This window comes from Labrenzia sp. CP4 (genome assembly GCF_001579905.1).
Lineage (GTDB): Bacteria > Pseudomonadota > Alphaproteobacteria > Rhizobiales > Stappiaceae > Roseibium > Roseibium algicola.
In genome coordinates, this window is the sequence record NZ_CP011927.1 from 3,309,720 (window position 1) to 3,331,845 (window position 22,126).

The 22,126-nt window shown below is 57.4% G+C and carries 18 protein-coding genes, 1 tRNA gene and 1 riboswitch; of the genes, 10 read left to right on the forward strand and 9 right to left on the reverse strand.

The genetic code is table 11. From position 1 onward, the window contains the following. Positions 1 to 46: 46 nt before the first annotated feature. Genes cobO through cobU form a run of 4 tightly spaced genes read right to left on the reverse strand, consistent with a single transcriptional unit; the run spans position 47 to position 6,138 of the window. On the reverse strand, positions 47 to 685 hold the full coding sequence (gene cobO / locus ACP90_RS15345) for a cob(I)yrinic acid a,c-diamide adenosyltransferase (RefSeq protein ID WP_062488827.1): 639 nt from the start codon (positions 683 to 685) through the stop codon (positions 47 to 49). Then, the gene (gene cobN, locus ACP90_RS15350) at positions 682 to 4,440 is read right to left on the reverse strand and encodes a cobaltochelatase subunit CobN (protein ID WP_062488828.1); all 3,759 of its coding nucleotides are present in this window, start codon (positions 4,438 to 4,440) and stop codon (positions 682 to 684) included. The genes cobO and cobN overlap by 4 nt, the downstream gene beginning before the upstream one ends. A gap of 34 nt (positions 4,441 to 4,474) precedes the next feature. Beyond that, a complete protein-coding gene (gene cobW, locus ACP90_RS15355) occupies positions 4,475 to 5,590 on the reverse strand; it encodes a cobalamin biosynthesis protein CobW (protein ID WP_062488829.1) in 1,116 nt (371 codons plus the stop codon). Next, complete coding sequence (cobU, locus tag ACP90_RS15360) at positions 5,587 to 6,138, reverse strand: bifunctional adenosylcobinamide kinase/adenosylcobinamide-phosphate guanylyltransferase (RefSeq protein ID WP_055656499.1); 552 nt, start codon at positions 6,136 to 6,138, stop codon at positions 5,587 to 5,589. Before cobU ends, cobW begins: the two co-directional genes overlap by 4 nt. Positions 6,139 to 6,170: 32 nt before the next feature. Then, a riboswitch (cobalamin riboswitch) is annotated at positions 6,171 to 6,389 on the reverse strand. A 335-nt stretch (positions 6,390 to 6,724) separates the two neighbouring features. Here cobU and ACP90_RS15365 point away from each other — a divergent pair. Together ACP90_RS15365 and ACP90_RS15370 are read left to right on the forward strand one after the other, a co-directional pair. Beyond that, positions 6,725 to 6,800: transfer RNA gene (locus ACP90_RS15365), tRNA-Asn, on the forward strand. Positions 6,801 to 7,165: 365 nt separating this feature from the next. After that, positions 7,166 to 8,074, forward strand: coding sequence for a cupin-like domain-containing protein (locus ACP90_RS15370; RefSeq protein WP_062488830.1), 909 nt, complete (start codon positions 7,166 to 7,168; stop codon positions 8,072 to 8,074). Positions 8,075 to 8,140: 66 nt separating this feature from the next. On the opposite strand, the gene nagA is transcribed toward ACP90_RS15370, so the two are convergent. The 3 genes from nagA to ACP90_RS15385 are packed head-to-tail and all read right to left on the reverse strand — an operon-like array spanning position 8,141 to position 11,099. Further along, positions 8,141 to 9,295 carry an N-acetylglucosamine-6-phosphate deacetylase gene (nagA, locus tag ACP90_RS15375; protein ID WP_062488831.1) on the reverse strand — a complete coding sequence of 385 codons (1,155 nt, stop codon included), beginning with the start codon at positions 9,293 to 9,295 and terminating at the stop codon, positions 8,141 to 8,143. Further along, positions 9,292 to 10,332 carry an SIS domain-containing protein gene (locus ACP90_RS15380; RefSeq protein ID WP_022998779.1) on the reverse strand — a complete coding sequence of 347 codons (1,041 nt, stop codon included), beginning with the start codon at positions 10,330 to 10,332 and terminating at the stop codon, positions 9,292 to 9,294. The genes nagA and ACP90_RS15380 overlap by 4 nt, the downstream gene beginning before the upstream one ends. Before the next feature lie 5 nt (positions 10,333 to 10,337). Further along, on the reverse strand, positions 10,338 to 11,099 hold the full coding sequence (locus ACP90_RS15385) for a GntR family transcriptional regulator (protein ID WP_062488832.1): 762 nt from the start codon (positions 11,097 to 11,099) through the stop codon (positions 10,338 to 10,340). Positions 11,100 to 11,304: 205 nt separating this feature from the next. Between ACP90_RS15385 and ACP90_RS15390 the strand changes: the two genes are divergently transcribed. From ACP90_RS15390 to ugpC, 8 genes are all read left to right on the forward strand, one after another. Continuing rightward, complete coding sequence (locus ACP90_RS15390; protein WP_062488833.1) at positions 11,305 to 12,186, forward strand: N-acetylmuramic acid 6-phosphate etherase; 882 nt, start codon at positions 11,305 to 11,307, stop codon at positions 12,184 to 12,186. A gap of 254 nt (positions 12,187 to 12,440) precedes the next feature. Next, the gene (locus tag ACP90_RS15395; protein ID WP_062488834.1) at positions 12,441 to 13,352 is read left to right on the forward strand and encodes an ROK family protein; all 912 of its coding nucleotides are present in this window, start codon (positions 12,441 to 12,443) and stop codon (positions 13,350 to 13,352) included. Then, positions 13,349 to 14,095: a copper homeostasis protein CutC gene (locus ACP90_RS15400; RefSeq protein WP_062488835.1), complete on the forward strand. Its 747-nt coding sequence runs from the start codon at positions 13,349 to 13,351 to the stop codon at positions 14,093 to 14,095. The genes ACP90_RS15395 and ACP90_RS15400 overlap by 4 nt, the downstream gene beginning before the upstream one ends. After that, positions 14,092 to 15,261, forward strand: a complete 1,170-nt coding sequence (locus ACP90_RS15405) for a Gfo/Idh/MocA family oxidoreductase (RefSeq protein ID WP_062488836.1) — start codon at positions 14,092 to 14,094, stop codon at positions 15,259 to 15,261. Before ACP90_RS15400 ends, ACP90_RS15405 begins: the two co-directional genes overlap by 4 nt. An 8-nt stretch (positions 15,262 to 15,269) precedes the next feature. After that, entirely contained in the window at positions 15,270 to 16,166 is an 897-nt protein-coding gene (locus ACP90_RS15410; RefSeq protein ID WP_022998785.1) for a sugar ABC transporter permease, read from the forward strand. Beyond that, positions 16,156 to 16,998, forward strand: a complete 843-nt coding sequence (locus ACP90_RS15415; RefSeq protein ID WP_022998786.1) for a carbohydrate ABC transporter permease — start codon at positions 16,156 to 16,158, stop codon at positions 16,996 to 16,998. The genes ACP90_RS15410 and ACP90_RS15415 overlap by 11 nt, the downstream gene beginning before the upstream one ends. A gap of 35 nt (positions 16,999 to 17,033) precedes the next feature. Then, the gene (locus tag ACP90_RS15420; protein WP_055654104.1) at positions 17,034 to 18,245 is read left to right on the forward strand and encodes a sugar ABC transporter substrate-binding protein; all 1,212 of its coding nucleotides are present in this window, start codon (positions 17,034 to 17,036) and stop codon (positions 18,243 to 18,245) included. Between the two features lie 72 nt (positions 18,246 to 18,317). Beyond that, positions 18,318 to 19,445: a sn-glycerol-3-phosphate ABC transporter ATP-binding protein UgpC gene (ugpC, locus tag ACP90_RS15425; RefSeq protein ID WP_062491676.1), complete on the forward strand. Its 1,128-nt coding sequence runs from the start codon at positions 18,318 to 18,320 to the stop codon at positions 19,443 to 19,445. 90 nt (positions 19,446 to 19,535) lie between these two features. Here the strand turns inward: ugpC and ACP90_RS15430 are convergent, their stop codons facing one another. Together ACP90_RS15430 and ACP90_RS15435 are read right to left on the reverse strand one after the other, a co-directional pair. Continuing rightward, complete coding sequence (locus tag ACP90_RS15430) at positions 19,536 to 20,603, reverse strand: D-TA family PLP-dependent enzyme (RefSeq protein ID WP_062488837.1); 1,068 nt, start codon at positions 20,601 to 20,603, stop codon at positions 19,536 to 19,538. Positions 20,604 to 20,606: 3 nt separating this feature from the next. Further along, complete coding sequence (locus tag ACP90_RS15435) at positions 20,607 to 22,124, reverse strand: M81 family metallopeptidase (RefSeq protein ID WP_062488838.1); 1,518 nt, start codon at positions 22,122 to 22,124, stop codon at positions 20,607 to 20,609. Positions 22,125 to 22,126: the final 2 nt, after the last annotated feature.

Below are 22,126 nucleotides of genomic sequence, written 5' to 3' on the forward strand. Positions count from 1 at the left end.
GATCCCCTTTGATTACCTCTGGGTTTCGTGATCCAAGTGCCCGGGTTTAAAACTCGATGCCTTCCTGTGGTTTCACACCAGACCGGAAGGGGTGTTTTATCTGGGTCATGTCGGTGACAAGATCTGCAATGTCGATCAGCTCGTCCTTGGCATTGCGCCCCGTGATGACGACATGCACATCGTCCGGTTTTTCGTTCTTCAGGAATTCGACCACTTCGGCGATGTCCAGATAATCGTAGCGCAGAACGATGTTGAGCTCGTCGCACAGGATCAGGCGATATTCACCGGATGTGATCATGTCCTTGGCGGCTTGCCAGGCTTCGTTCGCCGCATCGATATCCCGCTGCCGGTCCTGCGTTTCCCACGTGAACCCCTCACCCATCCGTTTGATCGTGACGAGGTCGGAGAACCGTTCCAGCGCCATGCGCTCACCGGTTTCGATCCGCCCCTTCACGAATTGCACCACGCCCACCTTGTGGCCGTGACCGAGAGAACGGAACACCATCCCGAAACCGGCTGTCGACTTGCCTTTACCCTTGCCCGTGTGGACGATCAGCAAACCCTTTTCGATGGTCTTGGTCGCCATGATCTTGTCACGTGCGGCCTTTTTCTTGCGCATCTTCTCGGCATGGCGGGCATTGAGTTCTTCTTCGGTCAGTTCCGGCTTGTCCTTGTCGGCGGTCACGATGCGTCCGTCCCTTCCAGTCTTGTTTTCAAATCATTCAGCGCAGCATGGGTCGAATTACGCCGCGGCGTCCAGAGGCCGCGTTCAATTGCTTCATGAAAGCGGTCCAGCATTTCGGTGAGCCCCGCCGGATTGGCGTCCTTGAGGAAATCCAGAACTTCTTGGTTATCCACGTAGGCATCATACAGCTGGTCAAAATGGTGATCTCCCACGGCACGGGTGGTCGCGGCAAATGCGAACAGATAGTCGAGCGTCGCAACCATCTCGAACGCGCCCTTGTAGCCATGCCGCATGACACCTGCGATCCATTTCGGGTTTGCCGCACGAGCGCGCACCACGCGGCCGATCTCTTCCGAAAGGGTGCGGACCACCGGACGCTCAGGCCGCGAATGGTCGTTGTGGTAGACCGTCGGTGCTTCGCCTTTCAGTGCTTCGACAGTCGCTGCCAGTCCGCCCTCGAACTGATAATAGTCGTCACTGTCCAGAAGATCGTGTTCGCGGTTGTCCTGATTGTGCAGGACTGCGTCCACGGTTTTCAGCCTCGTTTCGAGATCGTGCCTGGCGACGGAGCCTTCCGCACCGCCACCGTAGGCGTAACCACCCCATGTCAGAAAGGCATCGGCAAAATCCGAACGTTCCTCCCAAAGCTTCTCGTCAATCAGCGCCTGCAAGCCAGCACCATAGGCACCCGGTTTTGAGCCAAAGACACGGAAACCTGCCCTGCGTTCGGCTTCGTTCTTGTCCAGCCCTTCAGCCTGAAGCCGTGCACTTTCCGATCGCATTCGTGCGGCAATCGGATTGGCTTCGTCCGGTTCTTCAAGCGCACCGACCGCACGGGCGGCGCTGTCAAAAAGATCCATTTGATGCGGGAAGGCATCGCGGAAAAACCCGGAAACCCGCAAGGTAACGTCGACACGCGGTCGCCCAAGCTCTGAAAGCTTCAGAATTTCGAACCCGGTGACACGGCCCGAACCCTGCTCCCACACTGGACGCGCCCCTATAAGCGCCAGCGCCTGGGCAATGTCGTCACCTCCGGTTCGCATGTTGGCAGTGCCCCAACATGTCAGGACCAGCGATTTCGGCCATTCGCCTTCTTCCTGGAAGTACCGTTCTGCAACGAGAGATGCAGATTGCCAGCCGAGCCGCCATGCGGTTTCGGTCGGCACCGCACGTACATCGACGGAGTAGAAGTTCCGGCCGGTGGGCAGCACATCCGGACGCCCACGCGAAGGCGCGCCGGACGGCCCGGGGGCAACGAACCCACCTTCCAATGCCGTCAGCACTGCGCTTGTTTCAGCGTGTCCGGAGCCGGTTACGGCCGGTCGCAGAACCTGGTTTAGATCATCCAGAACAGCAAGGGTCGATTGCCACGCCTCAGGCACTCCGCGATTACCCGCAACGATTTCGCGGGCAAGAAGCTCGATACGTTCAACCGTATCGCCTTGCGATCTCCAGGGAGCCTCCAGAACATTTGTAAGGAGCTCCGGTCGACCCTGCTGCCAGGGGGCAGCGAAATCGCAATCCAGTGGATCAAATCCATCAAAACCGAGGTCCGAAGCGATAGCCCTTTGCAGGCTCTGCTGTTCCGACCTGTTGCCTCGCGGCACCCTTGCCAACGCAACCAGCAGATCCATCAGAAGATCGCCTTCGGGACTTTCGCCAAGAATATGCAACCCGTCCCTGATCTGCAGTTCCTTCAGGTCGCACAAGTGAGCGTCGAGGCGCGCAAGGCGAGTTTCCTCGTCCATGGTCTCGGTTATACCGATATCCTTGTCCAGACCATGCCGCGCAGCGGTGTCCAGGATGTCCCGCGTCAATGCCTTCAGGCGGCGCGGGTCAACGCCGCTCGCCAGATAATACTCATCAAGCAGCGTCTCCAGCTCTTCGGCGACGCCATGGCTCTCCGCCCGGGCCAAAGGCGGTGTCAGGTGATCGACGATGACGGCCGAGGTTCGTCGCTTGGCCTGCGCCCCTTCGCCTGGATCATTGACGATGAACGGGTAGATGTTCGGAATTGGCCCCAGAACGGCTTCCGGGAAACAGCTTTCTGCCAGGGCCAGTGCCTTGCCGGGCAGCCATTCCAGATTGCCGTGTTTGCCGAGGTGAATGACGGCATCGACCGCGAATTGTTCCCGCAGCCAGATGTAGAAGGCAAAATAGTGGTGCGGCGGCACCAATGCCGGATCGTGGTAGGTTTCCTTCGGATCGATGTTGTAGCCACGCGCCGGCTGAATACCGACCACCTGATTGCCGAACCGGTGCAGGGCCAGGCGGAAATGGCCATCCGTTACATGTGGATCGTTCGACGGTGCTCCCCAACGATCAACAACTGCTGACCGAACAACGTCGGGCAACCTGTCGAAGGAGCGCTCGTAGTCCTGAAGCGACAAGGCTTGATATTCGTCCTTGCCTGATCGGCCTTCCAGGGCATTGGTTACGCCCGAAGTCAGGATTTCCATCAGATCGGCGGAGCTTGCTGGAACCTTGCCGACGTCATAACCCGCGGCGGCCATGGCCTTGAGCAAATGAACGCATGACGCAGGCGTGTCGAGCCCTACGCCGTTGGCAAGACGCCCGTCCCGGTTCGGATAGTTTGCCAGGACAAGGGCCGACTTTTTGGCTGCAGCCGGTTTCCGGCCGAGTTTCCCCCAGGCAGCCGCAAGCGCCGCGGTAAACATGATCCGATCCGGAACAGGCGTAAAGGCAACCGGCGTCGACTGGGTGGCCTCATCGAAGATCCCTTCTTCCTTGAAGGAGACAGCACGGGTCAAGATCCGGCCGTCAATCTCCGGCAAGACGACATGCATGGCGAGGTCACGTATCGACAAGCCTTGATCGCTGTCTTCCCAGCCCTCTTTGGAGGAAGACGAAAAGACGACCTGCAGCACAGGTTTGCCGGGACGATCGAGCGGTGTCGGCTGATGGGCTGCTCCGGCCTTCGAGACGGCGAAGGCAGTACCGTTCAAAACGACATCAGGCGGAGCCCCATCGAACAGGCTTTCCAGAACGGCGACGGATTCCGCTTCCTTCAGGCTGGACACATAGATCGGCAGTGCATTTACGCCGGCTTTGTCGAGAGCAGCGATCAACGCATCCAGTGGTGCGGTTTGGGCACCTTGCACCAGAGCGCGGTAGAACGTGATCGCTGCAACAGGTCTTTCAGGATCCCGCCAGGAGGCCTTCAGTTGCGCTATATCGGGGGCGGCCTTGCCAGCAAGATAGATACCCGCGCGAGGAAGGGGCACCGGATGTGCGGGCTCCTCGCCCTTTCCGATCAGGTGCGCTGCATATCTCAAGGCATTGGCGTAATTCTCCGCGCCGCCTTCCACACAGTATCGCCAGAAGCGATGCACTTCCGCTGATGATCGGGTGGAACGAGACGTCAGTTCTTCGTCCCACTTGTCGTCGCCCGGAATGACGATCAGATCGATGCCATTCGCGCGGACTTCTTCTTCAAACCTTTCCAGGCCGTAGCGCCAGTACTCCACTCCACCCAGAATTCGCAGAACGATCAGCCGAGAGCCACGGACGGTCTGTTCGGCATAAAGGTCGACCGAATAGGGATGCGACAGGGCCATGAGATTGGCGAGCCGCAGGTCTGCACGGGCTGTTCCAAGCCGTGATTGCGCAGCGGCAAAGCTTCCCAGTTCGGTGTCTGCAGCTGACAGGAACAGAATGTCGGCAGGGGACTGGCCGAGGTCGACCGCGTCCCCACCGTCATCGATCCGGCGCGTCTGGCTGGCGAGAATGTGCATGCTTGGTCTTTATTTCCAGCTTCTATCCAGCGTGTCAGGCAGCAGCCGTCAATTCACCCAGCAGGCCACGAACCGCAGTCAGGTCGAGGCCTTTCAAACCGATCACGACCAGTCTGCCGCTGCTCTCGGCGCCGGCGGCGAACCAGGTTTCGACACGCGGTCCGACAGCTTGAACCATTGCAGGCGCTGCCTTGCCCTCGATTTTTACAGCCCCCTTGATACGCAGGACGCCTTTTTGCGCCATGGCTTCCAGAACCTTTGCCTCTGCATCTTTCAGGCTGGCGAAAGACGAGACTGCCAGCACGTGACTTTCAAAATCGTCGTGATGGTGATGATCGTGATGATGGTCGTCATGGTGATGATCATGATCATCATCATCGTGATCGTGGTCGTGGTCATCATGATGGTGGTGATGCTCGTGCCGATCAGCCATGTCGTCTTCGGCAGCAGAGCCCCTGCCGAGCAGAACTTCAATCGGAAGCGTGCCTTTTTCGGATGTCACCACATGAACCGCCGGACGAACATCGGCGGCGATTTTCTCATGCACCTGCTTCAAGGCGTCTTCAGAGACGAGATCAGCCTTGTTCAGAACGACGAGGTCTGCGCAACGCAATTGGTCGTGGAAGAGTTCTTCAACCGGACTGTCATGATCAAGAGCTTCGTCGGCGGCACGCTGCGCGGCAAGTGCATCTTCATCAAGTGCGATCCGGCCTTCGGCGAGTGCAGCAGCATCCAGCACCGTGACAACACCATCTACCGTTACCTTCGGCTTGACGCTCGGCCAGGAGAAGGCCCGAACGAGCGGCTGCGGCAGAGCCAGGCCGGAGGTTTCGATAACGATATGCTCCGGCGGATTGTCCCGCGCGAGCAGCATTTCCATGGTCGGCAGGAAATCGTCGGCAACGGTGCAACATATGCAGCCATTGGTAAGCTCAACCACCTCTTCCGCGGCGCAATCGGGATCAGCGCATCCATTCACCAGGGATCCGTCGAAGCCCATGTCCCCAAACTCGTTGACGATAAGGGCAATGCGTTTGCCATTGGCATTGGTAAGCAAATTGCGGATCAGCGTGGTCTTGCCTGCTCCGAGAAACCCAGTGACGATCGTTGCCGGAATTTTTGCGCCCGGCTGCAGGGATGAAGTGGTCATAATTTGATATCCGGTTGTGATGTGGGTTTCAAAAGTATCGGCAGGCCCGCAGCAACGAAGACGACCTGTTGGCACCTATGCGCCATATCCTGGTTCAGTCGTCCCTGCACATCGCGGAACGACCTCGACAGACGGTTCTCCGGCACGATCCCCATACCAACTTCGTTGGAAACGAAAACGCACGGCCCCTGAAGATCCTTCAGAACCGCGCAAAGCCGCGCCGTTTCGGCGGGGATGTCCTTGTCTGCAAACAGCAGGTTCGACAGCCACAGGGTCAGGCAGTCAACAAGAACCACCCGGTCTTGCCTGCATTCGTTTTCAAGCACGGCCGCAAGTTCGAGCTGTTCTTCCACGGTGAGCCAGGACGGGCCACGTTGATCTTTATGAGCGGCGATCCGGCTGGCCATTTCATCGTCGTGGGCAGCACCAGTCGCGACATAGATTTTTTGCAGACCGGTTTCATGGACAAGCTTTTCCGCGAACCGGCTTTTTCCGGAGCGGGCACCGCCGAGGACCAGCGTCGTCCTCTCGCCGTTTGAATGCGTCATTCCTTCTCCCAGCCGTCCGCCCGACAGCGCCATAGGGTTGACAATGTGACGGCCGGTCTCCTGGCTTGCGGCTCAGCGCGGTCTGTACCCCTTCCCGGCCCCATCAGGACGCCAGTGGTTTTCGTACAGCCACTCACCGCTCACAGTTGCGGGGGCAGCTCCGGATCTGGACTTGAAAAAGACCGCACCGGATTCCCGTTTCATCCGGATCAGGCAAGGCCTTTTCCGGAACCGTCGGTTTCTTCCTAAACGTATCTTGAGGCCGACACAAGCAGCAGAAAGTCGCTGACGACTAACCTTGAAAATCGGCCAGGCAGTCAACACGGACGCCTTATTGCGACAAAGTCAGAAAAAGGCACAGCCGATTTAGCCTGCCCGGGGTGTTCCAATCGTCGCGAAACGTAGGGTTTTCCAAGCTCGACAGAACGCCTAGCCATCTGAAATATATCGAGTTTTCCACACTGAGATCAAAAAAAATGACGGCTTGATGAAAAAAACGCCCTCGGGGGCTTGGCAAACGGATCAAGCCTTTGATATACGCATCTCCATCGACGGGGCGGCAACGCGCTGGCCCCGAGCGTGGTGATCCCCAGTAGCTCAGTTGGTAGAGCAAGCGACTGTTAATCGCTGGGTCGCTGGTTCGAGTCCGGCCTGGGGAGCCATCACCACCTCTTCTTAATCCTCCCGAATGCTGCATTTCTGAAGACTGGAACACTGTTCAGTGTCCGGATTGATCTTATTCACATGCGATCTTGCAGCAATCTGCACCGCCTCAAAAATAGACAGCCATTTGATGCGAGCGCGTCTTTCGCAGCAGTAACGTTCCGCACCATCTTCCTAAACAACATTTCCTGGCTACGTTTATAACGAAGATCGCGCCTCCAGTGGCTCTGCGTTGTTGAATAGCGCTTCTTGATAAAGCTCCAGGTTGCTCCTATCGTGATTTTTCCAAAGGGAGCATCATGGAAAATCGCAGCTAAATCCAGCGCCCCCGAACCCGCAAATCTTCAAATGCGTGGTACCTTTTATGAGCGGCGACAACACACACACCATTGCCACCGTAACCGCAGCACCAGGTTATGCCGAATTTCTTGAAGCCTACTGCGACAAGGAACAGCCCCTGCTGATAAAGGGACTAGCGAAAAACTGGCCCGCGCGGGAAAGGTGGCAATCCGGCCGATTACGAGCAGTACTCCATACACTGCCAAAGGTCCGCGACAGAGGTGTCTTTTTCGTCAGCCGCTCCCCCGTACTCGAACAAGATATCGAGATGCCGGATTTCCTGAAGGAGATCCTCGCGTCCGATCGGATAATGCAAGACTCCGTTGCCTGGAGATTCTGGATCAACAGCAGGAACAACCGGACAGAGTTCCACTACGATACCAACGCCGAGAATGTCATTACAGTTCAGGTGAAGGGCCGTAAGGAATGGGTACTGGTTTCGCCCGAAACACCGTTACCGTGCTACCCGTTCACCAACTTCTCTCTACTGAAAGACGAAGAGCGATTGCTGCGGAACAAGCGATTCTACAAATTCGATCTGGAGGAAGGTGATCTTCTCTATCTGCCTCCACATTGGTACCACCGGGTGGTTGCCAAGGAAGACGAGAACATCAACATCAATTGGACTTTCACGAAACGCGAAACTTCGGTCATCTCGAAGGAATTCAAGCGTGACATGGAGCGGTGCGGCCTGCTGCATTCATTCAAGAACAGTGATTCCGCGCTGGTTCGGCGCTGTTACGAAACCGCTATCCGCGCCCTTCCAAATGTCGGCGGTATTGGCTGGGGTCTGAAATCGTTCATTTCATCGCCCTATACGCCAAGCCGCGGAGCATTGGTCAGCCGCTTCTTCAAGGAATTGCTGCAAATACCGAATACGCTGCTGACACTTCCAAACGTTCGCTCAACGCTGAAAAAGGTCGACAAGACCTAACCGGCGAACGCGCTGCCAATCCCACAAGTTCGGCGCGGTATGTAGACCACCAGCATATATGCCGGGCTACGTATTCGAGAATTGCTCTCCCGCAATCCATACGCCCTCGACCTCATAGGCATTGCCAAGCTGTACGAAGTCAGCTGGATAGCCTTCTTCGAAACGACCGAGCGGGCGCCCGAGAACGTCCGCAGGATCACTGGTCGCCATTGCAAGAGCAGCTTCAACCGGAAGCTCGAGTGTACCGGTGAGAAACCTCAAGGACGCCGGCAAATCTATATCGGCGCCGGCAAGCGTGCCGTCTTCGAGGGTCAATGTGCCATCGCGGCGAAAGATTTCCCGACCTCCGAGAAAGAAGGATGTCACATCGGTGCCGGTCTGGGACATGGCATCGGTAACGATAAAGATCCTACCCGGGCCAGTCTTTGATTTGAGCGCAACCCGCATCGCGACCGGGTCGACATGGACACCATCAGCAATGATGCCCACGTTGAGCGCGCCCAGATCGAGCGCGGCGCCCACAAGGCCGGGTTCGCGGTGTTGCAACGGGCTCATGGCGTTAAAAAGATGGGTGACCATCGAAGCACCCGCTTCAGCCGCTGTCTTGCACTGCCGGTATGTTGCTCCGCTGTGGCCAAGACTGACGTGAATTCCCGCGTCAGCCAATTCCCGCATCTGTTCTGGCGGCACCGTTTCCGGTGCCACAGTCATGATAAGGCTTGGCAATTCCCGCGCCGCGCGCAGGTAAAGCGCCATATCTTCGCGGTTCAGAGGCCGGATCAGATTCGGGTCATGGGCCCCCTTGCGCCCCGCAAACAGATGCGGCCCTTCGAGATGCAGACCATGAAACCCCTTCACGCCCCGCGACCATGCGGCAATTGCCAGATCAACGACTTTGCGCGTCACGTCGGGCGTGTCCGTAATCAAAGTCGGTGTCAGGGCTGTTGTCCCGAGGCTTACATGGGCGGCGCAAATACGTTCGATATCGTCGACTGTTTCCGCATCCCCCAGCATCAAGCCACCGCCGCCATTGACCTGCAGATCGATCAATCCCGGTGCGAGAATGCCGTCACCAAGATCGACAGTCTCTACGCCAACGGGCACCTTATCGGCCGAAAGAAGGCCAGCCACCTTGCCATCTTCGACAAGCAGGGCAGCATTCGCATGGATTTTCTCACCATCGAAAACCCGGCTGCAGAGGTAGGCGGTTGTGGAGGTCATACGGTCTGGGTGACTTTCTTCAGGTGCTTGGGAACGTCCGGATTGAACCCGCGCTGCCGCGCAAACCATTCGATGAAGGCGTAGAAAGAAACAATCTGCACCAAGGCGTCTGTCAAGGGATGCCCGGTTGCCTGGAACGCCAGCTTTTCCGCCCGTTCCACCTTGTCGGTCGTTGCAAAAACACTTCCGCCCTGGTCCACCATGCGATCCGCAGCCTGGGCTAGCCCCTCTTCGGCTGCATCGCGCACACCAAGTGCCAGGATCGGGTAACCGTTTTCGACGATCGAGACAGGACCGTGCATTACCTCGGCGGAGGAATAAGCCTCCGCATGGATCTGGCAGGTTTCCTTGAATTTCAGCGCAGCTTCATTTGCGATTGCCAGACCAGGTCCGCGTCCAATGACATAAAGCGAACCCCGCTGCTCGATCGGCTTGGCAAGCGCGCGCCAGTCCTTGTCGATTGCTTTTTCAAAATGCTCCGGCAAGGCAGCCAACGCGTCGAGCAATTCCTTGTCAGCTCCGATTTCCGCCAAAAGCAGCAGGCCCGCCAAGACGGAATTGACGAAGGTCTTGGTCGCCGCGACGCTACGCTCAGGACCTGCGCAGATATCGATCGCGGCGCTGGAAAGCTTTGCCAGCTCACTTCCCGACGTGTTGGTAAACCCTACAGTGAAAGCCCCCTGCTCGGTTGCACTTTCCACAACCGAGAGACTGTCCGGGCTGGCGCCGGATTGGGAAATTGCAATCACAAGAGCCTGGCCCAGCTTGACCTTGCCGCCATAAACCGAGGAAACGGATGGTCCGAGAGAGGCCATGGCAAGACCAAGGTAGATCTCCGAGGCATACTTGAGAAACGTCGCAGCGTGGTCAGAAGAACCCCGAGCGACGCTTGCCAGGAACACCGGCGCGCCTGCCTTCTTTGCAATGTCGCGGATCAACGGGTGTCCATCGGCCAACAGACGGCGCGCAGCGTCCGGGATTTCTTCGATTTCCCGGCGCATGTGCGTCGGCGTGGCCATGGTACTTGCTTCAATCATCAGGATTAGTCTTCCGAAATCTGAAGTTCGGCGATGAAGTCATATGCATCGCCGCGGTAAACGGAACGGGTGAATTCGACGACATTTCCGGACGCGAGATAGGACACACGTTCTATTTTCAGCCCGGCAGATCCGGCTGGCACACCCAGAATGTCGGCATCGATTGGCTCAAGATTGCGGGCTGAAATGCGCTGGATAGCGCGGACAGGCTGCAAGCCGGCCGTGCGCAGGATGGCATAAAGAGACGTGGTGACCCGCTCCGGATGAGGCAGGACGCTCTCGGAAAGGGAGGCACGCTCGATTGCCATCGGCGTGCCGTCAGCCTTGCGAATCCTGTCGACGCGGGCAACGCGCTGACCGGACGTGAGACCAAGCGTGAACATTTCTTCGGGCGAAGCTGGAAACAGTCCGCGGCGCAGCCACTCGCTGCTGGCGGAAAGACCACGGCGTGCCATATCCTCGGAAAAAGACGTCAGGCTGGAAAGGCGCTGCTCAACCTTGTGCACCTTAGGCGCAACGAAGGATCCGCTGCCGCGCTTCTGGACAACGACCTGATCCTCAACAAGTCCGGCAACCGCCTTGCGCACCGTCACACGGGACAGATCCGTAATGGAGGCAATCTCGCGTTCAGACGGAAGCGGCTCATTCTCCTTCAGCACGCCGTCGTCAATAGCCTGCTGAATGCGCCGCCGCAGCTGCAGGTATCGGGGACCGCTGGAATTCGCCAACCAGTCACCATTTTCCAGCAAGGAAATGAAGTCTGTCATGAAAAGGGGCGCCTTAGGAGATGAAAATAATACCTTTCAGATACCAATTTAAACTCTATCGAAACCGAAAATCAAGTGTTAAAACAATTTCCGAACCTGCATCACCACCGATGGAGCACCCAACGGAAACGTTCCCGGAGCGTGATTGCCTTGAGAGACTTAATTCCGCGATACGAAACTTGGTGTGCCTCCGAGTTCCTGAACCATGAATTTGCCGACGACCGAAGACCGCGATCCGATTTCCATTGGCCTGTCCAAAAAGTCTGATGAAGACGTCCTGTCGCTGCTGCTGCAACGGCAGAAAGATGCGCTGAATGCCACCGAAACGGCCATTCCGGAGATCGCAAAAGCCGCCGAAGCACTTCAGAAAGTCACTGTTTCAGGTGGAAAAATCGGTTATGCCGGTGCCGGCAGTGCCGGACTGACAGCCCTGGCGGATTGCCTAGAATTGCCGGGAACGTTCGGCTTTCCCGTTGAGCGCATGCGCATGCTCTATGCCGGGGGGGCTGCAAACCTGCTTCACCTTGCCGGCACATATGAGGACGACGATGAAGCCGGCTTCGCTGACTTTCAAAAATCAGGCCTTGGAGAAGGAGATATCCTCATTGCAGTTTCTGCAAGTGGATCAACTCCTTATACTCTTGGCACGTTCAGAGGTGCACAGTCGGCAGGCACAAAAACCGTTGCATTGGCAAACAATCCTGACACTCCCCTCCTCCGTCAGGCGGATTTTCCTATCTTCCTGAAAACACCTCCTGAAATCATCGCAGGCTCTACACGTCTCGGGGCGGCAAGCGCCCAAAAAGCCGCACTCAACATGATCTCTACATTGGTGGCATTGAGGCTTGGACACGCAGTTCGTGGTCACATGGTCAACCTGGTTGCGGATAATGAAAAACTGCGCCAACGCGCGTACCGCATCCTTCAGGATCTGACGGGCTGTACGGCAGAAACTGCAGCGGAAAAGCTCCAGCAGGCCCAAGGCAGAGTGAAGGTTGCGGTTCTCATGATTCGAGAAGGCCTCGACGCGGAAAGCGCCGAAATGTCGCTCAACGAGCACAGTGGAAACTTGCGCCCCTTCCTTTGACGCGTGCCAGCGCCTCCAACAGACACCGGGCACGCTTTCGAACATTATCTCGTCCGCAAATAGCAGGCTTAGCCTCCTTACAACACTATTGAGCTTGCGCGCTGTAGCCGTAGTTTTTGACAGGTGTCAGCCGCCCAATTCCTTTAAAAAATGATGCCAATTTCTTTTTTTGGTTTACTACCAATGCGATTGGTTGCATATTGGTATTATAACTGGACGTTAACAATTATAACCCAGAGGCGTTTGAACAGGCGATGACCACCTGTTTTGATATTGGCGGCTCCTTCATCCGACATGGAGAGCTCCAAGCGGATGGAACCGTTGCGGAAAAAGGCCGGGTAGCGACACCCGGATCTGACTGGCAGGCGTTTGTAGACGCGATTGCCGACTGCTCCGGGCCGGATGGATCTCCCATCTCGATTTCGCTTGCAGGCGCCGTTGATACCCGCAGCGGCATCGCGGATGTGGCCAACATCCCCTGCCTGCATAAACGACCCGTGCAATCGGATCTGGAAACCGCCCTCAAACGTCCTGTCGCCATTACAAATGACGCAAATGCTTTTGCGCTTGCCGAAGCCGTCGACGGCACTGGTCGAGGCAAGCCGGTCGTTTTCGGTATTATTCTCGGGTCTGGTGTCGGTGGCGGGCTTGTCGTCAATGGCACGCTTGTTACCGGTTATGGCGGCATAGCAGGGGAATGGGGTCACGGCCCCATCATGGACCCGACAGCTGGTGGCCAGTTGAAGGGTATTGAGCACTACCCCTGCGGCTGCGGCCAGACAGGATGCATCGACGCGATCTGCTCGGCCCGTGGCATGGAGAAGATCCACCGGTCGCTGCATGGGCTGGATCAGGCAAGCAAGGATATTACTGCCGCCTGGCATGCCGGTGATGCAGCTGCCACACAAACGCTCGACGCCTTCACCACTCTGCTTTCGCGAGCGCTTTCCGCTTTCGTCAACACCCTTGGTCCGGATGTCATACCGGTGAGTGGTGGCCTTTCGAACGATCTTGTTCTTCTCGACGTGATCGATAGAAAGACACGTGACCTTGTTCTTGCAGACTATAGCGAGCCACTCGTCATCAAGGGCGAATTTGCCGCCAATGGCGGCCTGCATGGTGCCGGCATCGTGGCCCGTACGCTCATCAAGGAGGCGGCCCGGTGACCAGGATCCCCCTCGAGGTATGTGTAGACACCCTCGAAGGCGCCTGGACGGCAGCCGAAAACGGCGCTGACCGAATTGAATTATGCGCAGCTCTGTCCGAAGGCGGCCTGACCCCTTCCCAGGGGTTCATGGTGGCCGCGGCCAGACTACCGGTTCCCGTCTACGCGATGATCCGTCCCCGATCCGGTAATTTTGAGTACTCGGACCTGGAAAAGGCCTTGATGCTGCGCGACATCCAAGCGGCTGAAAAAGCAGGTCTTGCGGGTATCGTGATCGGGGCAGTCGACAGCCAGCACAACCTCGATCGAGACTTTCTGGCCGCATCTCTGAACGGCACCAGACTGCCGGCAACTTTGCACCGGGCCATCGACACCGCACGCGACTACGAAAAAGCGATTGAAGACGCGATCACCCTCGGTTTCGAACGCGTGCTGACCTCTGGACAGGCCAGCAAAGCGGAACACGGCCTTTCACTGCTTCAGCAGGCGGTCAATGTCGCTGCAGGGCGGATTTCCATCATGGCAGGATCGGGTGTCACCGCCGCCAATGCTTCCCAAATTCTCAAACGATCCGGCGTGCAGGAACTGCATGCGTCCTGTTCTTCCGTGAAGCCCTTGCCGGAGCCGCAGGACCTGGAAACGCGCCTCGGCTTCGTTTCCGAGGCAGGCATCAAGGAAACCGATGGAAACGTCGTCCAGGCACTTCGCCGTGCCATGGACCAATTTACGGAGGCCGCAGCATGAAGACCGGCTATGTCGGACTGGGCGCGAGAATTGCCAATGTCAGCAACTGCCTGCAGGAGGTTTCAGGAGACCTTGATCCCTGCGCTTACGTCGACCCGACACCCGCCGGCCTCAAGCATGTCGAGGCCAAATGCGGCCACAGCCTGACCGCCTACACCGATCTCGACAGGATGATCCGAAAGGAAAAGCTAGACCTCCTGATGATCGGGTCCCCCAATTTCATGCACCTCGATCATCTGCGAACCGCGCTCAAATCCGATGTTTGCTACATCTTCTGTGAAAAGCCGGTTGTCGTCAGCGAAGAGGAAACCTTCGAACTCCTGTCCCTGATGAAGGAACACGGTGGATCGAAACGTGTCCTTGTCGGACTGGTGCTGCGATATTCGCCGCTCTACACCGAACTTCAGAAAAGTCTCAGGTCCGGCCAGATCGGCAAAGTGGTCTCGATTGAGGCGTCCGAGCATATCGGTCCCTACCACGGTTCCTTCTTCATGCGCGACTGGCGCCGCTATGACCGGAATTCCGGCGGCTTCATGCTGGAAAAGTGCTGCCACGATCTGGATCTCTACCAGGGTGTCACAGGTTGTCGGCCGCGTTTCGTATCCAGCTTCGGCGGACGCAAGAGCTTTGTTCCGGAGAACCGGCCGGATCAGGACCATACCTTTCCGACACCGAAAATCGAAGGCAGGGTCGATCCATTCACACCGCGATGGGGTGGCGGCAATGCCGACTTCGACAGTGATGGCGACATCATCGACTACCAGACAGCGCTGATCGAATACGAGGACGGCGCGAACCTCTGCTTTCACACCAACATGTATGTACCGGACGAATTCCGGCGCTTTGCCGTCATGGGGACCAAGGGCATGGCGGAAGGAGACTTCATTCGGAATTACTACCGGGTGCATGACGCCCTGACATCCGCCTGCCTGATCGACAAGCCGCAGGTCGTTGATGCCAGCCGGCACGGCCACTATGGCGCCGATGAAGCCATGGCGCGTGACCTCGACCATTACTTTCGCAACGGCGGACATCTGCCGGTCAGCGTTCTGGATGCGCTTGAGGCCGGTCTGACGGCGATCAAACTGGATGAAGCGCGCCGGACGCGCAGCGTCATCGACCTTGCCGAAACCTGGCAGCAATTCGACAGCTACGGCGTGGCATAGGGGGCACAATGGCGCACTCGCGAAAGAAGACCGACTATTTTCCTTATCTGCTTCTGGTGCCGGCGTCCCTCGTCATGCTGGCTATCGTCGCCTATCCGCTTTTTGAAACATTCCGGCTTTCCTTCACCAACACGAGCATGAGCCCGAACTACGAATACGTAGGGCTGGAAAACTACGAGAAGCTCATGTCGCGCCGCTTTCCGGAAGTGATTGCGCGCACCTTCTACTGGATGGCTCTCTCTGTAGCGCTGAAAATGCTGATCGGAACCCTGGGAGCCGTGCTTCTCAACGCGATGGTGCCGGGTCGCACCCTGTTTCGCGTGCTGGTCATGCCGCCGTGGGTGATCCCGATTGCCATTGGCGTCTTCATCTGGGGATGGATGTACAACGGTCAGTTCGGAATGATTTCCGGAATGGCCCAACGGCTCGGCATTCTGAGCGGGCCGTTCGAATTCCTTGCCTACAAAAACTCCGCCTTCATGTCGACCATCGTGACGGACGTGTGGATCGGTGTTCCAATGGTGACGCTTTATCTGCTGGCCGCCATGCAGTCCATTTCCAAGGACCTTTATGAAGCGGCCTGGGTGGACGGGGCCTCTCGGCTCTACAGGTTCCGCCGCATTACCTTGCCATTGATCATTCCCTCGATCGCGACGATGGCGCTTCTGTCAGCCATCGCCACCTTCAACTCCTTCGATATCATCTGGATCCTGACCGAAGGCGGTCCGCGCGGCGCAACCACCACGATGATCATCGACACCTACAAGACTGCGATCAGCCGCTTCAAATACGGCGAAGGCGCCGCCAGAACGGTGATGATCGTGGTGTTCCTGGGCTCGTTCATGCTGGTCTATTTCATGCTGCTGTCGCGCCTTGCCAAAAGGAGCCCGCACAATGCTGCATAAGTATCGCTGGTACGAATACGTGCTGATCTATCTCGGTCTCGCGGTGTTTCTGACCTTCGTCCTGGCTCCCTTCGTCGAAGCCTTCGTGGTGTCGCTGAGGCCGCTCAGCAGCCTGTTCTCGATCCCCTACAAGTTCATCACCGACAAGATGAGCTTCGATGCCTACATCACCATGTGGCAGAACGTGCCGCTGTTGTGGGTCTACATGCTCAACTCGTTCTTCATCGCCACAGTTGTGACGGTCCTTGGCCTGTTCTGCATCATCCCGGCTGCCTATGCCTTCGCCCGGTTCGAGTTTCCAGCGCGAAACTCGCTGCTCGGCATCTTCATAGCGGTGAACATGTTCTCCGGTGCGGTGCTGATCATTCCGCTGTTCAAGCTGATGCAGCAATACGGGCTGCTGAACACCTATTTCGCGATGATTGCGCCAGGAACGGCCTTCGTCATTCCGACCGGTATCTGGCTTCTGCGCTCCTATCTGATCCGGATTCCCAAGGAGCTTGAAGAAGCGGCCTGGGTAGATGGCGCCGGCAAGATCTACACGCTCTGGCGCGTGATCATTCCCGTGGCGTTGCCGGGCATCGTGGTAGTCACGATCACCGCTTTCATCACCGCTTACGCGCAGCAATTCATCTATGCGCTGACCTTCAACTCCGTGAACGAACTGAACCCGCTTCCTGTGGGGCTGTTCCAGTTCTTCGGACGCCAGACCGTGGTCTGGAACGAACTCATGGCCGCCAGCCTCGTGGGCATCCTCCCTGTGCTGTTCGTCTATGTGTTCCTGCAACGTTTCATCGTCGCCGGTCTCACGGCAGGCGCCGTCAAAGAATAACAAAAAGAAGAAACCAACCAGAAAAGGGAAAACAGATGACACTTAAATCAGTGCTATTGGGAGGGGTCTTCGCGCTCTCTCTCGTCGGAGCCTCCCAGGCAGAAGACAAGGTCATTCACATGATCAACTGCGGCGACAACACCGGCGCCGGAATTCCGCTGCAGGATGAGTTGATCAAGGGTTGGGAAGGCGAAAATCCGGGCTACAAGGTCCAGCTCGAGTTCGTTCCCTGGGGCCAGTGCCAGGAAAAATCCACGACGCTCGCGTCCGCCGGGAACCCGCCGGCTGTTGCCTACATGGGCTCGCGCACGCTGAAGCAGCTCGCGGCGAATGACCTGATCATTCCGGTCAACATGACAGAAGAAGAAAAGGCCACCTACGCGGCCCCGATCCTGGCAACGATCACTGCCAACGGTCAGCAGTGGGGTCTGCCGCGCGCCTTCTCCACCAAGGCACTCTACTGGAACAAGGATCTCTACGAGGCCGCAGGCCTGGATCCGGATACGCCGCCGAAGACCTGGGACGAAATGTACGATTTCGCCAAGGCTATCAAGGAAAAGACCGACTCTGACGGTTTCGGCCTCGCGGCCGCGTCCTTCGACAACACCATGCACCAGTTCATGAACTACGTTTATACGAACGGTGGTCAGGTCATCAACGAAGACGGCGAAATCGTCTTCAATTCCCCGAATAACGTTGAAGCCCTCGCCTTCTACGGCAAGATGGCCGAAGTCTCGCAGCCGGGCCCGATCGCCTATGACCGCGCGAAGCTGCGTCCGCTGTTTTCCGAAGGTAAAATCGGCATGTTCATCTCCGGTCCGTGGGAGCGCACCCGCGTGACCGACGTGAACTGGGGTGTCGCACCGATCCCGGTCGGTCCGTCCGGCACTCCGGGCACTTTGCTGATCACCGACTCCCTGGCCGTTTTCAAGGGGTCCGGCGTTGAAGAACAGGCGCTTTCGCTCGCAAAGCTTCTGACCAACCCGGAGAACCAGATGGCCTTCGAATTGGCTGAAGGGTTCACGCCGCTGCGCGATCTGCCGGAAGTGCGTGCGCTGGTTGAGAAGGACCCGACCTGGTCTGCTTTCCTCGATGCGATCCCGACCGGTGGTCCGGAGCCGTTCGTCACCGATTACGTCGGCCTTCAGGATTCGATCAACGAAGCCGTTCAGGGTGTTGTCCTTGGTGAAGTCGATCCGGCTGAAGCCGTCGAAATCGCCGCGGAACAGCTTGAGGAATTCAAGTAACACCTTGAGCACTGTCCGGGCCCCCTCTCCCACTTTCGGGGGCCCGGTCACCTCTTCAAAAAAGGAATGACCATGGGCGAGTTGCAGCTGCGCGACGTACGCAAAAGCTATGGCCATATGGAAGTCATCAAGGGTGTCAATCTTGATGTGGACCATGGCGAATTCATTGTTTTTGTCGGTCCGTCCGGATGCGGAAAATCGACCTTGCTGCGCATGATTGCAGGGTTGGAGGAAATCACGGGCGGCGATATCACGATCGAGAACAAGGTCGTCAACGATCTGCCGCCGGTCAAACGCGGCATCGCCATGGTATTTCAGTCGTATGCGCTCTATCCGCATATGTCTGTCTACGAGAACATCGCCTTCCCCTTGCGCGTCGAACGCCTTTCCAAGGACAAGGTGGAGGAGAAGGTTCAAGCCGCTGCCGGCATTCTTCAACTGAAGGAAAGACTGCAGCACAAACCGGGCGAGCTCTCCGGCGGGCAACGACAGCGCGTCGCCATCGGCAGGGCCATCGTGCGCGAACCTTCCGTTTTCCTGTTCGACGAACCCCTGTCCAATCTGGATGCGGCACTAAGAGCGGAAATGCGTGTTGAACTTGCCAAGCTGCACACGGAACTTGACGCGACCATGATCTACGTCACCCATGACCAGGTTGAAGCCATGACCATGGCGGACCGGATCGTGGTGCTGGATCACGGTATCATCTCCCAGGTCGGTTCGCCGCTGGAGCTTTATCACAAACCGCAGAACACCTTCGTTGCCGGCTTTATCGGCAACCCCAAAATGAACTTCATCGAGGTGTCCGGAAAGAGTTCCGGTCCTGAAGGCGTTGTCGTCACCTTGCCATCAGGCAAGGACCTGACAGTCAAGGTAGATGCCGCGGAAGAAGTTGCAGGAAAGAGCCTTACCCTTGGCATTCGCCCGGAACATCTGACACTAGGCGCTGCCGATGCCTCCATAGAGATTGTTCCGACCGTCGTTGAACATCTCGGCATTCACACCGTCACCTACAGCACGGTTGCCGGTGCCAAGTCCACTTTTTGCAGCGTCTTGCCCGGATCCGCCCCGGCGAAAGTTGGTGTGCCGGTTTCCATGGGACTGAAGGGTGTGGATTGCCACCTGTTCGACGGTAACGGAAACGCTTTTGACCGCCAGCTTTCGCTTGAAGAACTGGATGCTGTGGACATGCATATCTGACACTTGGCATCAGATACCCCAAATAAAAACGGCCGCCCGAAAGGCGGCCGTTTGAAATTTCGAGAAACGGCGGGCAAGCCGTCTGGAGGACTAGACGACTTGCCCACGGGCGGCGACCGTCTCGATGCGGGTCACCACGCCGTCTCTGTGAAACACCAGGCGGTCGAACAGGTTTGAAACGACGCAGGTATGGTTGGGAATGATCCGGACCCGTTCGCCGATCTGCGGTTTTTTGCCGGACTTCGTCAGGTCGACGACGGCATGCTCCTCGCTGAGCGCGGCAATGGATGCCTCCGGATAATCGATCAGCAGGCCGTGGTCGGAAAAACCCAACAAATCGGATGTCAACGCTTTCGATCCCGCATCCAGAACCGCCCGGTTTTCGGTCGGCCGGGAGACGACTGTGGCCAGCAGATGCATGGCGCAATCGTCAAAATCGCACATACCGGCACGCACCATCGAGCGGTCGTTGAAGATATAGGTTCCGGCCCGGTGCTCCGTCGCGCTAGGCACAAGATCACTGTCGAACAGGCTCGGAGAACCTCCATGCGAGACGACGGGGCACTCAAGACCTGCCTGTTTCAGAAGTGACAGCGTTTCGGAAAAAAAAGTTTCAACCGCCGTTTCGGAGGATGCCTTCGGATAGGTCAGCAGACCATGGAATACCAGTCCGGGCGATGCATCGATGCGCTTGGCCAGCGCGACCGCAGCATCCGGATTTTGCACGCCGTTGCGTCCGGCTCCTGTATCGCATTCGACCAGAACCTTCAGCGGTTGATCCCCGGAAAACGCACTCGCCAGACCGTCGACGACAACTTCATTGTCGGCAACAACCTGTAGATCCACCTTGGTATTCAACAACTTCAACCTGTCGAGCCGCGATTTGCCGAGCATATTGAAGGTGATCAGGATATCGGTGAAGCCTGCGTCGGCGAACACTTCCGCTTCGCTTATTTTTTGGCAGTTGATACCGCGTGCGCCGTAGGCCAGCTGCAATGCGGCCAGCGCCGGGATCTTGTGTGTCTTGATATGAGGCCGGAAGTTCCGGCCAATACGGTCGAAATACTCCTGTGCAACCTTGATGTTAGTCTCCATGACCGTTTCATCGATCACGGCGACAGGGGTCAGAAGATCCTGCACTGACAGCCCGACACTCATCGCTTAGCCTCCCTTGCGGCCGGCAGTGCCGGCACTGGTATCGGTTTCATGCCCGCTCGCGTTGACTGCCTCGTTGATCGGCCAGATATCCCTCGGCGCTTTCTTATAAGGGGTTACCCTCGGGTCGTTGGGATAGGGACGTCCGGCGGCGCAATAGAGGATCAACGGACTGATGCGGACAAACGATTGATGAAAATGGTTCGTCGACTTGACTACCAGGATCTTCCTTTTGGTCGGATCGATACCGAAGTTGGAAAACAGGCTCGTGTCGAAGCATTGGGCGCGGGTCGAATTCAGGATCACTTCGATTCCGCCAATCCGGATCAGACTTGCGTCACCGATGGGAACGATGCTCTGGCCAAAAAACTGCTCTGCATTCCGGATGTTGCGGAGAATTTCAACTTCGGCGTCGATCGGGTCACCGGTTTCCGGTGCTGATTTCGCTCCGAACCGCAGCATCATCCGAGCCCCCTCGCCCGCTGCGTGACAGAGCTGGACTGCTACCGGGTCCCAAATTGAGCCGAAGGCAATTTTCTCGAGATTACCGGCAATGGCTTCTGCCAGCAGGACGGTCGCATCCCCGGCCGTTCCCCCACCGGGATTGTCCCACATGTCAGCGATCGTGACCGGACCACCTTCACAGGACAATGCCTTGGCGTAGGCTTCGGCCGGAGCAAGTTCAGCACTTCTCACCTTGCCGCGCAGCTTGAACAGGGCTTCTCCAAGGTCACGGGCAACTTCGGACCCAAGTCCCGGATCGTTGTTTGTCACTGCCAGCAACTTGGTCCCCATTTCGGGGACGTCGCCCGCCATGAAGCCATGGATGACCGAGAGAGACAAAAGGCCCGGCGTTTCCTGCTCCCGGCGGATCATGTCATCGACAAACCGGCGCATAGGCTCGGATGTTGTCGGGAAGACGTCAATCATCTTGGGATCGTAAACGCTCATTACAGGTTTGACTTCGCCTGCAACCGCTTGCCCCGCAATACGCCATGCATCCTCGGCCCGATCGACGAAATCGATGTGGGGAAATTCCTTGAAGGCGATAAGCGCATCAGCCGCGGCAACACGCTTAGCAGTCAGATGACTATGCGGGTCGAACGTTGCAATTACAGGGACATCCGGGCCGACCACGGATCGAATTCGGCTTAGTAGATCCCCTTCCGGATCATCATACCCGTCGGCCACCATCGCACCATGCAGGCCAATGACGACAACGTCGAAAGGTCCACCTGCCACGATCTGATCCAGAATTTCGTCACGCAAACCTTCAAAGGTCTGCCGCGAAACCAATCCGGCCGGATCTGCCCACGCCGCGGTACCTTCAACCAGTTCCCAGTTGTTTTCACAGGCAAACCGGCGCCCTACGGTGACGACGGCAGAACATAGGGTCGGGGTTTCCGGATGCTCCCCCGGCCTTGCCAGAAGCGACGCCCTGAATGCGTTGATATCAATCCGGATCGGTGAAAACGTGTTGGTTTCTGTTGCAAGAGCTGCCGTAAAAGCGCGGGGCTTCGTCATGA